Below are 13,353 nucleotides of genomic sequence, written 5' to 3'. Positions count from 1 at the left end.
ATGCCTAAAAAGAATAAAATGATGAACAGAGGCGCGGCAATTGCGAGTATTTGCTTCGCCCTGTTTTTCTTTATCATCCTTGCACGTTTTATTTATATTCAGATTACGGGAACCGTTGATGGACAAGTGTTAGCTGCAAAAGCCAATGAACAATATCAATCGAAAAAAACACTTGAAGCCAAAAGAGGGTCCATTTTAGACAGAAACGGAAATGTGATTGCGGAAGATACATCTGTGTATAAGCTGATTGCGATCATGAGCAAGAAAATGACGGTCGATCCAAAGCATCCGATGCATGTCGTTGACAAAGAAAAGACAGCAAAAGAGCTGTCAAAGGTCATTGATATGAGTGAGAGTGAAATTTTAAAGCGTCTGAATACAAAAGATGCATTCCAAGTCGAGTTTGGTAAAGCCGGAAAGGATATTAGTTTTTCAACTAAGGAAAAAATTGAAAAGCTAAAACTTCCTGGGATCGCCTTTGAAAAAGATACAAAGAGGTATTATCCAAACGGCATGTTTGCTTCGAACTTAATCGGTTATGCTAGATTAGATGAAGCAACGAAGGACATGTCAGGCGCAATGGGTCTAGAAAAGGCTCTGAATAAATATTTAAAAGAAAAAGATGGCTATGTAACGTATAACAGCGACAGAAGCGGATGGGCACTTCCGAATAGTAAAGAAGACATCGTTGCCCCGAAAGACGGGAAAAACGTCACACTGACCATCGACCAAAAAATTCAAGCATTTCTTGAAGAAAGTATGACGCAGGTCGCTAAAAAATATAAGCCGAAGAAAATCATTGCGACAGTCGTTGATCCGAAAACTGGAAGAGTTCTTGCAATGGGACAGCGGCCAAGCTTTAATTTAAATGAACTCGACATTACGAATTATAACAACGATGTCATTTCTTACGCATTTGAACCAGGTTCAACGATGAAAATTTTTACACTCGCTGCTGCTATCCAAGAAGGAGTGTACCAAGGCAGTGACAAGTATCAGTCTGGTACTTATAAAGTAGGCGGCGGTCTTGTTAGAGACCATAACAACGGAAATGGCTGGGGAAAAATTGATTTTCATGAAGGTGTTCTACGTTCATCAAACGTAGCTTTTGCGAAATTGGCAAAAGAAAAATTAGGTTTCACACGCTACGAACAATACTTACAAAAATTCCATTTCTATGACAAAACAGGCATAGACTTGCCGAACGAAGCGTCTAGTAAAATTAATTTCAGATACGAATATGACAAAGCATCGACTGCGTATGGTCAGGCGTCCGCGATTACCCCAATTCAGCAAATTGAAGCGGCGACAGCCATTGCCAACGGTGGAACGATGATGAAGCCATATGTAATTGATCATATTACAGACCCGAACACAAACAAAACAATTTTACAGCACGAACCAACCGTGGCAGGAAAACCAATTTCTTCTGATACAGCGAAGCAAGTCCGTGACATTTTAGGTGAGGTCGTTTCCTCAAAAATTGGCACAGGACAGCCATATCAAATCAAAGGTTTTGATGTCGCTGGGAAAACAGGTACAGGACAAATTGGCGGTGCTGGCGGCTACCTTCAAGGGAGAAACGATTACGTCTTTTCATTCATGGGAATGGCACCAAAAGATGATCCGAAGCTACTCGTTTATGTCGCTGTCCAACAGCCTCAGCTATCTGAAACACAAACAGGCTCTGCCCCTGTTTCAGAAATCTTTAACCCTGTGATGAAAAATAGTTTGCTCTATTTAAATATCGCACCAACAAAAACAGACGATAAAAAATCTGGCAAACAGAAAATAAAACAAGAAACAATGCCGTCATTCCTAGATTTAGAAGTGAAACAGGCAGAAACAGAAGCAAAAAACAAAAAGTTATCACCTGTTGTCATTGGTGACGGTCTATCCATTAAACGCCAATGGCCAAATGCGGGCTCTGAATTCTCTGAAAGCCAGAAAGTCTTTTTGAAAACAGCAGGGAAAACCATTAAAATGCCTGATATGACAGGCTGGTCCAGAAGGGAAGTTCTTCAATATGCGTCTATTTCAGGTGTGCATATTGAAACAAATGGACAAGGATATGCTGTCAAACAAAGCGTGAAAAGTGGAGCGGAGATTTCAGATAAAGTCGTCACAGTGACCTTCAAAAGTCCAAATTAACTTGAAAACCTAGCAAATCATTTGCTAGGTTTTTTTCTTTTGCTTGAGCGATGGACGAGATCGTTCTATAAAAAGACGAGCCTGCATATGATGAAAACAAGCCATATGTAAGGAGTGAACCGGGCGTGCGAGTGTCAAGTGTAACAGTGAGAAAACGATTGCTTTTCGTGCTGCTGTTTGGGGTGATCATTTTTTTCATCATAGATACTAGATTAGGATATGTGCAGTTTATTATGGGCGAGAAGCTGACAAGTTTAGCGAAAGATTCATGGAGCCGTAACCTCCCATTTGAACCAGAACGAGGAGATATTTTGGATCGAAATGGAGTGGAGCTTGCGACGAACAAAAGTGCTCCCTCTATTTTAGTCGTGCCGCGGCAGGTGAAAGACCCAGCAGAAACAAGCAAGAAATTAGCAGCAGTACTGAATATGTCTGAGGAGAAAGCGTACAAGCATGTCACCAAGAAAACGTCTATAGAACGAATTTCCCCAGAGGGGAGAAAAGTATCTCATGAAAAAGCAAAAGAAGTCAGAGAGCTTGATTTAGATGGAGTCTATGTAGCAGAGGACAGCATCAGACATTACCCGTTTGGAAGTTTCTTATCTCATGTATTAGGTTTTGCTGGAATTGATAATCAAGGCTTACTTGGGCTAGAAGCGTACTATGATGATGACCTAAAAGGTGAAAAAGGCTCTGTGAAATTTTATTCTGATGCAAAAGGGCAGAAAATGCCAGATGAAGCAGATGATTATACACCGCCTAAAGATGGGCTTGATATGAAATTAACCGTTGATTCAAAAGTACAAACCATCATCGAACGAGAGCTAGACAATGCTCAGGCAAAATATAACCCAGATGGTATGATTGCCATTGCCATGAATCCGAAAAATGGTGAGGTTCTGGGAATGTCGAGCAGACCTGACTTTGATCCGGCTGACTATCAATCAGTTGATTCAAAAGTATTTAACCGAAACTTACCGGTGTGGAGCACATATGAGCCAGGATCGACGTTTAAAATCATTACACTGGCAGCTGCCCTGGAAGAAAATAAAGTAAATTTAAAACGTGATCATTTTTTTGACAGCGGATCTGTGACAGTGGATGGCGCAAGGCTCAGATGCTGGAAAAAGGGAGGACATGGATCACAGTCGTTTCTAGAAGTGGTACAAAACTCTTGTAACCCAGGATTTGTCGAGCTAGGCGACCGTCTTGGAAAAGATAAACTATTTTCTTATATTAAAAATTTCGGCTTTGGTCAAAAGACAGGAATCGACCTTCAAGGAGAAGGTAGAGGAATTTTGTTCCCGCTTGATCGTGTTGGTCCTGTAGAACAGGCAACAACAGCATTTGGTCAAGGTGTATCTGTTACGCCGATTCAACAAGTAGCTGCAGTGGCAGCCGCAGTAAATGGAGGAACGCTTTACACGCCGTATATTGCAAAAGAATGGATCGATCCAATTACAAAAGAGGTAGTGAAAAAGCAATCACCAATTGCCAAGAAGAAAGTCATTTCAGCGGAGACGTCTAAAGAAATCAGGTATGCCCTTGAAAGTGTAGTCGCTCAAGGAACTGGTCGGAATGCATTCGTTGAAGGATATCGGGTGGGCGGAAAAACAGGAACAGCACAGAAAGTAAAAGACGGAAAGTACATGGAAAATAACCACATTGTGTCATTTATCGGGTTTGCACCTGCGGATGATCCAAGCATTGTTGTATATGTAGCAGTAGATAACCCAAAAGGCACGATTCAATTTGGTGGGACAGTAGCAGCACCTATTGTGGGCCATATTATGCGAGACAGTCTGCCTGAAATGGGCGTGAAAAAAAGAAAAGGACAAATTGAAAAGAAGTATCAATGGCTGGACACAAAAACCATTGAGGTACCGAATCTTGTAGGAGGATCTGTTTCTGACCTTGAATCACTCCTGATTAATCTAAAGATTGATGCTTCAGGAACTGGCAGTAAAGTGGTGAAGCAATCGCCTGCTGCCGGCACAAAGGTCAAAGAAGGTTCCACGATCCGATTATACTTAAATGATGAATAATAAAGAATGAACAGAGGGTAGCCGCACTCATTCGGCTGCCTCTTTTTGTTGAAAGAGAAGGGTCGCTTTAAAAAAAGAGCATAAAGTGTGCTTTTTCCAAGAGAAACTTAAGGAATACGCTGGATGTATCCTTTTTTTTACGATAAAATATAGACTGTGTGTTTTTTTCACAAGACATGCACGTGAACGAATTTGAGAGGTTTGATATGAAATGAAATTACAAGAACTCCTTACATACTTTAAAAGTGAAAACAATGAACTGATAAACGAAAATCCGGAGATTACTTCCATTGAAATGGATTCAAGAGAAGTGAAAAAAGGGAGTCTTTTTGTCTGTATAAAAGGCTATACAGTAGATGGACATGATTACGCTGAAAAAGCAGTGAAAAGCGGGGCTGCAGCGATTGTAGCAGAACACCCACTTCACATAACAGATGTACCAGTCATTATTGTAAAACACTCTCAAAGAGCACTTGCAAGAATAGCAGATGCTTTTTACGAACAGCCAACTCATCAACTCAATCTAATTGGTATTACAGGAACGAACGGGAAAACGTCCACAACACACATGATTGAGCAAATCATGAGAAAAGCCGATAAAAAAACAGGTTTAATCGGTACGATGTATATGAAGGTAAACGATGAAATTCTCGAAGTGAAAAACACAACACCTGAGAGTGTCACCCTTCAGAAGACCTTTAAGCAGATGCTTGATCAAGACGTAGATACGGCCATTATGGAAGTATCATCACATGCTTTGCATCTTGGGCGTGTTCATGGATGTGATTATGATATTGCCGTCTTTACAAATCTTACCCAAGATCATTTGGACTACCACAACACAATGGAAGAATATAAACATGCAAAAAGCTTGCTCTTTTCCCAGCTCGGAAGTGCCTTTCAGCACGATAAGCCGAAGCATGCCATTTTAAATGCAGATGATGAAGCGTCTAGTTATTTTGAAAAAGTCACAGCTGCTGAAATTATGACGTATGGCTTAGAGCAAGAAGCAGATGTAATGGCAAAGAACATTCAAATCAAACCAAAGGGAACACAATTTGATTTGATTACCCCAATCGGCACAAAAAACGTGACGGTTGCCCTTATTGGAAAATTCAATGTGTATAACATTCTAGCAGCTGTATCAGTAGGAATTGTATCAGGCTTAACGTTTGAAACGATCGTTAGTGCCATTGAAGAACTTGAGGGAGTCAAAGGAAGATTCGAACTTGTGAATTTTGATCAAGACTTCCCAGTCATCGTTGATTATGCACACACACCTGACAGTTTAGAAAATGTACTGACTACGTGCAGAGAATTAACAGAAGGTAGAATTTTCTGTGTAGTTGGCTGCGGGGGCGACCGTGATAAAACCAAGCGCCCTCAGATGGCCCAAATCGCTGTGAAATATGCAGATGAGCCTGTTTTTACATCAGATAATCCAAGAAGTGAAGATCCATCAGCCATTTTGAAAGACATGGAAAATGGCGTGCCAAACGCCTATTATCACAGCTTTGTGAACCGGAAACAGGCCATCTTTTTTGCCATTGCCAATGCAAAAAAGGGCGATACAGTCTTAATAGCTGGAAAAGGGCATGAGACGTACCAAATCATTGGTGATCAAGTCTATGACTTTGATGATGCCAAGGTGGCAGCGGACGCTATTTTAGATCTAAACAAATCTTAAAAATGATGAAAAGAGTGTAATGAAATGAAGCATTTTGTACAAAAACAACATACGAAAGACACGAATGAATATCATAATAATGAATGCTATTTTCTAATGGAAAACGGCTTTGGAAATTCGGAAGGAGTAAAGAACAATGCTTGAACAGGTGATATTGTTTACAATCATAATGGGATTTTTAATCAGTGTTCTTTTATCCCCGATTTTTATTCCGTTTTTAAGAAGACTTAAATTTGGTCAAAGTATTAGAGAAGAAGGACCTCAGTCTCACCAAAAGAAATCTGGTACCCCAACAATGGGTGGAATTATGATTATCTTTTCTATTACAATTACAACGATCGTGATGATTAACAAATTCTCTGAGATTAGTCCAGAAATGTTTTTATTGTTATTTGTCACCCTTGGCTACGGATTATTAGGATTTTTAGATGATTATATTAAAGTAGCGATGAAGCGAAATCTTGGCTTAACATCGAAACAAAAACTGATCGGGCAAATTGTGATTGCTGTGATTTTCTATGCAGTCTTCCATTATTATGAGTTTGCAACGACTATTCGCATTCCAGGAACAGATGTCAGCTTTGACTTAGGATGGGCATACTTTATCCTCGTCGTTTTCATGCTTGTCGGTGGTTCTAATGCGGTAAACCTTACGGATGGACTTGATGGTTTATTATCTGGAACAGCTGCTATTGCATTCGGAGCTTTTGCTATATTGGCTTGGAATCAATCTCAGTATGATGTTGCGATCTTTTCGGTAGCAGTAGCAGGCGCTGTCCTTGGGTTCCTTGTCTTTAATGCGCATCCTGCAAAAGTATTTATGGGTGATACGGGATCGCTTGCTTTAGGCGGTGCCATAGTGGCCATTGCCATTTTAACGAAACTTGAGATTTTACTCGTCATTATTGGAGGAGTATTTGTTGTTGAAACGTTATCCGTTATCCTTCAAGTCATCTCCTTCAAAACAACTGGAAAAAGAATCTTTAAGATGAGCCCGCTTCACCACCACTATGAGTTAGTTGGCTGGTCTGAGTGGAGAGTAGTTGTCACCTTCTGGACAGCTGGTTTATTGCTTGCTGTTTTAGGAATTTACATCGAGGTGTGGTTATAATTGAATAGGATGCAAATGTTAAAAGACGAACATGTACTAGTACTAGGCCTTGCAAAAAGCGGATATGCGGCAGCCTCAATTCTTCACGAGCACGGAATAAACGTGACGGTCAATGACCAAAAAGCTTTTGAAGAAAACGAGCCTGCTCAGTTACTTTCTGAAAAGGGGATTGATGTCATTTGTGGCAGTCATCCTCTTCGTGTGTTCGACGATAAAGAAATTACGATTTTAATTAAGAACCCTGGAATTCCTTATGAGAATGTGATGGTCCAAGAGGCGCTTCGCCGAAAAATTCCAGTTTGGACTGAAATAGAATTGGCGTATCATTTGACCTCATCTCCTTTTATTGGGATTACCGGATCAAATGGAAAAACGACCACGACTACTTTGATTTATGAAATGTTGAAAAAAGACAGCCAAAAAACATTGGTAGCAGGTAATATCGGAACGGTCGCAAGTGAAGTTGCCGCGCGTGCAGCGGGCGATGAATGGATCGTAACTGAGCTCTCTTCATTTCAGTTAATGGGAACCGTTGAATTCAGACCTAAAATCAGCTTAATATTAAATATTTTTGACGCACATTTAGACTATCATCACACGCGTGAAGAATACGAAAAAGCAAAACAGAAAGTGTATGCACATCAACTGGAAGATGACATAGCTGTGGTTAACCTAGATGATCCATCTGTTGTCAAACTAGCAGAAGATTCGAAAGCGCAAAAAGTGTTTTTCTCAGTTAAAGAGCCGGTAGCACATGGAGCGTTTATTAAAGATGGTGCCATCTACTATATGAATGAACATGTCATTGACCTAAAGGATGTTGTTCTTCCTGGTGAGCATAACCAAGAAAATATTCTAGCAGCTATTTGTGTTGTAAAAAATGCAGGCTGCTCAAACGAAGCGATTGCACAAGTTCTTACTACATTTAGTGGAGTGAAGCATCGTTTGCAATTTGTGGAGACGATTCAAAATAGAAAATTTTATAATGACAGTAAAGCGACCAATATACTGGCAACAAGTAAAGCTTTGTCTGCCTTCAAGCAGCCGACCATTTTACTAGCAGGTGGACTGGATCGTGGCAATGAATTTGATGAATTAAAACCTTTTATGAAGAATGTAAAAGGAATGATTACATTTGGTGAGACTGCGCCTAAGTTTGTGAAGCTTGGTGAAGAGCTGGGAATACATCACGTAAAACATGTCGATAATGTTGAACAAGCAGTACCTGCGGCGTTTAGCATATCTGAAGAAGAAGACGTGATTTTATTGTCTCCGGCTTGTGCAAGTTGGGATCAGCATAAAACATTTGAAGAACGTGGAGACATGTTTGTAAACGCCGTGCATATGCTTAAATAAGGGCTTGTCTCTCATATGACTGACAGCCCAAATGAAATTATGCTTGGGGTGTCGGTCTCTTGACGAATAAGAAAACTTCTCCGGATTTTTTGCTTGTTGTCATTACGTTACTTTTATTGACGATTGGTTTAATTATGGTGTACAGCGCAAGTGCTGTGTGGGCATCGTATAAATTTGATGATTCGTTTTATTTTGCAAAAAGACAGCTTTTGTTTGCCGGAATCGGAGTTATCGCAATGTTTTTCATTATGCGGGTCGATTATTGGACGTGGCGGACTTGGTCAAAGATACTGATTGCAGTGTGTTTTCTCCTCCTCGTGCTTGTCTTGATTCCTGGTATCGGTATGGAGAGAAATGGTTCAAGAAGCTGGATTGGTGTCGGTGCGTTTAGTATTCAGCCCTCTGAATTTATGAAGCTTGCGATGATTGCGTTTCTTGCAAAATTCTTATCTGAAAAACAAAAGAATATCACATCCTTTCGTAAAGGTTTCGCCCCAGCACTAGGCATTGTGTTTTCTGCATTTGCCATCATTATGCTGCAGCCGGACCTAGGTACAGGAACGGTTATGGTTGGAACCTGTATTATTATGATATTTGTTTCAGGTGCGAGAATCGCTCACTTTATCTTTCTCGGTCTTTTAGGGCTTAGCGGATTTGCCGCACTTGTCTTATCAGCACCCTATCGAATAAAACGAATTACATCTTATTTAAATCCTTGGGAGGATCCACTTGGCAGCGGGTTTCAAATTATTCAATCCTTATACGCTGTCGGTCCAGGCGGTCTGTTTGGAATGGGGCTAGGTCAGAGTAGACAAAAATTCTTCTATTTGCCTGAGCCTCAAACAGACTTTATCTTTGCTATATTGTCTGAAGAACTTGGATTTATAGGTGGATCACTCATTTTGCTGCTCTTTAGTGTTCTATTGTGGAGAGGCATTAGAATAGCCCTCGGGGCACCAGATTTATATGGAAGTTTCTTGGCAGTGGGTATCATCTCAATGGTTGCCATTCAAGTAATGATTAATATCGCAGTTGTCACTGGTCTCATCCCTGTGACGGGCATCACACTGCCATTCTTAAGTTATGGCGGTTCATCACTGACATTAATGCTGATGGCAATTGGCGTACTTTTGAATGTAAGCAGGTATGCTAGATATTAATGTGCTGATAGTTCATGAAACCATATAGACTTTTATTTTGCAAAAGTATGAAAAAATGATTTGAAGAGTGAAAATGGCAGTTTCTGTTTCGAAAACATGATGATTGACTCTTCTTTACAGGTTTTGACGGAGCCCTGTTGTTTAAAACAGGGTTTATACTTTGTTCAGAGCAGAAAAAAATTGAGGGGAAATGGTATAATGCGTATAGTTATTAGTGGAGGCGGAACAGGCGGGCATATTTATCCTGCTCTAGCTTTTATTAAAGAAGTGAAAAGACTGCATCCTGATGTGGAATTTTTATATATTGGCACTGAGAATGGGCTTGAAAAGAAAATTGTAGAAAGAGAAAATATCCCTTTTAAATCAATTGAAATTTCAGGTTTTAAAAGAAAGCTTTCCTTTGATAATGTAAAAACAGTGATGAGGTTTCTAAAGGGCGTCCAAAAAAGTAAATCTTATTTAAAAGAATTTAAGCCGGATGCTGTTATTGGAACAGGTGGTTATGTGTGTGGTCCAGTTGTTTATGCTGCGTCTAAGCTAAAAATCCCAACGATCATTCACGAACAAAATAGCCTACCAGGCATCACAAATAAGTTTCTGGCACGGTATGTGAATAAAGTAGCCATCTGTTTTGAAGAAGCAAAGGAACACTTTCCTTCAGAAAAGGTTGTTTTTACGGGAAACCCAAGGGCCTCTGAAGTCGTCTCTATTAAAGAGGGAAAATCTCTTAAAGAGTTCGGACTGGATGAGAAGAAAAAAACGGTTCTCATTTTTGGCGGGAGCAGAGGTGCAGCTCCAATCAATCGAGCAGTGATTGACATGCAAGATGAATTAAAGGCAAAGAACTATCAGCTTTTATATATTACAGGTGAGGTTCATTATGAAAAAGTGCTGAACGAATTAAAAGAAAAAGGTGAAGCACCGAATATGATCACAAAGCCTTTCTTGCATCAAATGCCGGAGTATTTAAAATCAATTGATGTCATTGTTGCAAGAGCGGGAGCCACAACGATTGCTGAAGTGACGGCACTTGGAATTCCGACCATCTTCATTCCAAGTCCATACGTGACCGCAAATCATCAAGAAATTAACGCTAGATCACTTGAAAAACATGATGCTGCGATCGTTTTAAGAGAATCAGAGCTTTCTGGAGATCGCTTGCTTCATGCAATTGATGAAATTGCTGGTAATGACGAGAAACTACATCAAATGAGCCGTTTAACAAAAGAACTCGGAGTACCAGATGCGGCCACACGTTTATATAATGTGTTAAAAGAAATTACGACTTCATGATGAATGATATGAGGTAAGGCGGAGGGTAATATGGAGAACTTGAAGAATAAATTATTAAAAGCGCAAGTTGGTAAAGTACTTGAAAATGAACCGCTTGCAAATCATACGACAATGAAAATAGGCGGACCGGCCGATCTATTAGTCATCCCTAAAGATGTCGATGCTGTCAAAACAATTATGGATCAGGTGAAAAAACATGATACTCAATGGACGGTCATTGGGAGAGGGTCCAATTTACTTGTTCTTGATAAAGGAATTCGCGGGGTCGTTTTAAAGCTGGGTGCTGGGCTTGATCACTTAACTGTCAAGGATGAAGAAATTACAGTTGGCGGAGGCTATTCAGTTGTAAGACTCGCGACGTCTCTTAGTAAGCAGGGGTTGTCAGGATTGGAATTCGCAGCTGGTATTCCAGGATCTATTGGTGGCGCTGTTTATATGAACGCAGGAGCACATGGGTCTGACATCAGCAAGATTCTTGTGAAAGCGAGAGTCTTATTTGAAGATGGAACGATCGAGTGGTTAACTAATGAGCAAATGAACTTTAGCTATCGAACTTCTGTGCTTCAAAAGGAACGCCCTGGAATTGTTCTCGAAGCAGTGTTCAAGCTTAAACAGGACGAACGTGAGAAAATCACAAAGAAAATGCAGCAAAATAAAGATTACCGCAAGGAAACACAACCGTATAATAAACCATGCGCCGGCAGTATTTTCCGAAATCCACTACCTGAATATGCAGGACAGCTTGTAGAAAAGGCGAATTTAAAAGGATATCAGATTGGCGGCGCTAGAATTTCTGATATGCACGGAAACTTTATTGTCAATGCTGGTGGGGCGAAGGCTCAAGATGTGCTCGACTTAATTCAGTACATTCAAAAGAAAATCAAAGATGACTACAATGTAGAGATGCATACAGAAGTAGAAATTATTGGTGAAGCAAATTAAAGGCTACTACTTATGAATGATGGTATCACAGGAAAACAAACGGCATTTTTTCATGCCGTTTGTTTTCTAATCAATATGAGATAAAGAATGATCCAAAGGTGCGGACAAGCAGCTTTGAATGAGGTGAAGAGTATATATGCGGCCTGATCATGAAAATGAAAAGATCGTCAATATAGAAGAGCGAATCCCTAAAATTAAAGAACAAAGGAAGCAGAAAGCGAATCGGAGATTAATCTCTTTTATTTTGCTGTTTTTTATCATGGTTTTAATTATTGTCTATTTGCAAACACCAATCAGTAAAATTTCTTCTTTAACCATTACCGGTAATGAACATGTACCAACAAAACAGCTCGTTAAACTTTCGCAAATTAAAGAAGGCGAGACAGAGTTTTGGAATTTAAATAAAGATATGACAGCAGACCATATAAAGCAAAATAAATTGATTAAAAGTGTCAATATCAAAAAACATTTCCCTAATAAAGTCAGTATTGCTGTCAAAGAGTATGCAAATATTGCGTATCTGCAAAAGGGACATTTTTATTATGAGCTTCTTGAAAACGGGACGGCTTTGCCAGATGAAGTAACGCCAAGTCACGCAGGACCTATTTTTGTCGATTGGGACAATAAAGAGAAATTGAAGCAAACAGTGAGAGCTCTGAATCAACTGCCGGCTTCTATTCAGGAACTAATCTCAGAAGTATATTACGTACCGACTAGCTCCAATCAGTGGCTCGTTAAATTTTATATGAATGATGGAAACACCGTTATTGCATCAATTAAAACATTCGCAGATAAAATGACGACGTACCCTGCCATTGTCAAAGAGCTTTCGTCCTCTGAGAAAGGTACGATTCATATGGAAGTAGCTACGTATTTTGAAGCTTTTAAATCTAAGAAAAAGGAAGATGAACGTTGAGAGGCAAAACCGTCATATTCTCAATTGTAATGCTTGTTCTTGGATTTCTGATTTCTTTTTCATACCAATATACGAAGCAGCATCAAGCAGATGTCAATCGAACCGAACAATGGAAAAAAGAATATTCTTTGAAAAGTCAGCTAACAAAACAAGAAAAGGCGAATCAAAAACTTGAAAAAGAACTTTATCGTCTTCAATCAAAAGTCCAAGAAACAGAGTTTGGTTTGAAAAATGAAAAAGAGCAGTATTTCAATGTTTTGGAAGATGTTGAGAAATACAGAATGTTTACAGGAGAAATAGGTGTAAAAGGGAAAGGGGTAAAAGTATCTCTTGAAGATGCATCTTATATCCCGAGTGGACAAAATGTCAATAATTACATTGTGCATGAGAGCCACATTTTCCATGTGATAAACGAACTATTTATATCAGGGGCATCTGCTGTAGCTATAAACGGACAAAGAATCACACACCAATCATACATACATTGTAACGGTCCAGTCGTCACGGTTGATGGTGTTCAACATCCAGCACCATTTGTCATTTCTGCTATTGGAGATCCAGCTGTTTTAATTCCTGCATTAAACATTGCAGGCGGGGTGGTTGATCAGCTGACAAGTGATCATATTTCCATGACGATTGAAAAGAAGGATATTCGTATGAATCCTCTTCTAAGAAACAAAGATTAAATGTGA

General features: G+C 39.7%; 10 protein-coding genes. All 10 read left to right on the top strand.

What is annotated here, in order from left to right; translation table 11 throughout:
- Positions 1 to 2,151: a penicillin-binding protein gene (locus FBF75_RS02115; RefSeq protein WP_024720306.1), complete on the top strand. Its 2,151-nt coding sequence runs from the start codon at positions 1 to 3 to the stop codon at positions 2,149 to 2,151.
- Between the two features lie 125 nt (positions 2,152 to 2,276).
- Positions 2,277 to 4,196 carry a stage V sporulation protein D gene (locus FBF75_RS02105; protein WP_017359366.1) on the top strand — a complete coding sequence of 640 codons (1,920 nt, stop codon included), beginning with the start codon at positions 2,277 to 2,279 and terminating at the stop codon, positions 4,194 to 4,196.
- Positions 4,197 to 4,407: 211 nt separating this feature from the next.
- The gene (locus FBF75_RS02100; protein WP_007499773.1) at positions 4,408 to 5,883 is read left to right on the top strand and encodes a UDP-N-acetylmuramoyl-L-alanyl-D-glutamate--2,6-diaminopimelate ligase; all 1,476 of its coding nucleotides are present in this window, start codon (positions 4,408 to 4,410) and stop codon (positions 5,881 to 5,883) included.
- A 136-nt stretch (positions 5,884 to 6,019) separates the two neighbouring features.
- On the top strand, positions 6,020 to 6,994 hold the full coding sequence (gene mraY / locus FBF75_RS02095) for a phospho-N-acetylmuramoyl-pentapeptide-transferase (protein ID WP_007499771.1): 975 nt from the start codon (positions 6,020 to 6,022) through the stop codon (positions 6,992 to 6,994).
- Between the two features lie 9 nt (positions 6,995 to 7,003).
- A complete protein-coding gene (murD, locus tag FBF75_RS02090) occupies positions 7,004 to 8,350 on the top strand; it encodes a UDP-N-acetylmuramoyl-L-alanine--D-glutamate ligase (RefSeq protein ID WP_370648319.1) in 1,347 nt (448 codons plus the stop codon).
- A gap of 59 nt (positions 8,351 to 8,409) precedes the next feature.
- The gene (spoVE, locus tag FBF75_RS02085) at positions 8,410 to 9,510 is read left to right on the top strand and encodes a stage V sporulation protein E (protein ID WP_007499768.1); all 1,101 of its coding nucleotides are present in this window, start codon (positions 8,410 to 8,412) and stop codon (positions 9,508 to 9,510) included.
- Between the two features lie 198 nt (positions 9,511 to 9,708).
- Positions 9,709 to 10,803 (top strand): undecaprenyldiphospho-muramoylpentapeptide beta-N-acetylglucosaminyltransferase, encoded by a 1,095-nt coding sequence (gene murG, locus FBF75_RS02080; RefSeq protein ID WP_024720309.1) that lies wholly within the window; start codon positions 9,709 to 9,711, stop codon positions 10,801 to 10,803.
- Positions 10,804 to 10,833: 30 nt separating this feature from the next.
- Positions 10,834 to 11,745, top strand: a complete 912-nt coding sequence (gene murB / locus FBF75_RS02075) for a UDP-N-acetylmuramate dehydrogenase (protein ID WP_136944397.1) — start codon at positions 10,834 to 10,836, stop codon at positions 11,743 to 11,745.
- A gap of 136 nt (positions 11,746 to 11,881) precedes the next feature.
- A complete protein-coding gene (locus FBF75_RS02070; RefSeq protein ID WP_035392138.1) occupies positions 11,882 to 12,661 on the top strand; it encodes a cell division protein FtsQ/DivIB in 780 nt (259 codons plus the stop codon).
- Positions 12,658 to 13,347 (top strand): DUF881 domain-containing protein, encoded by a 690-nt coding sequence (locus tag FBF75_RS02065; protein WP_035392136.1) that lies wholly within the window; start codon positions 12,658 to 12,660, stop codon positions 13,345 to 13,347. The genes FBF75_RS02070 and FBF75_RS02065 overlap by 4 nt, the downstream gene beginning before the upstream one ends.
- Positions 13,348 to 13,353 lie beyond the last annotated feature (6 nt).

The organism is Bacillus sp. S2(2019) (assembly GCF_005144805.1).
GTDB lineage: Bacteria > Bacillota > Bacilli > Bacillales > Bacillaceae > Bacillus > Bacillus altitudinis.
This window is presented reverse-complemented; position numbering and strand designations above follow the sequence as displayed.

Coding starts and splice junctions, on each gene's coding strand:
- FBF75_RS02115 (WP_024720306.1), top strand. CDS start 1: ATGCCTAAAAAGAATAAAATGATGAACAGAGGCGCGGCAATTGCGAGT.
- FBF75_RS02100 (WP_007499773.1), top strand. CDS start 4,408: ATGAAATTACAAGAACTCCTTACATACTTTAAAAGTGAAAACAATGAA.
- mraY (WP_007499771.1), top strand. CDS start 6,020: ATGCTTGAACAGGTGATATTGTTTACAATCATAATGGGATTTTTAATC.
- murD (WP_370648319.1), top strand. CDS start 7,004: ATGCAAATGTTAAAAGACGAACATGTACTAGTACTAGGCCTTGCAAAA.
- murG (WP_024720309.1), top strand. CDS start 9,709: ATGCGTATAGTTATTAGTGGAGGCGGAACAGGCGGGCATATTTATCCT.
- murB (WP_136944397.1), top strand. CDS start 10,834: ATGGAGAACTTGAAGAATAAATTATTAAAAGCGCAAGTTGGTAAAGTA.
- FBF75_RS02070 (WP_035392138.1), top strand. CDS start 11,882: ATGCGGCCTGATCATGAAAATGAAAAGATCGTCAATATAGAAGAGCGA.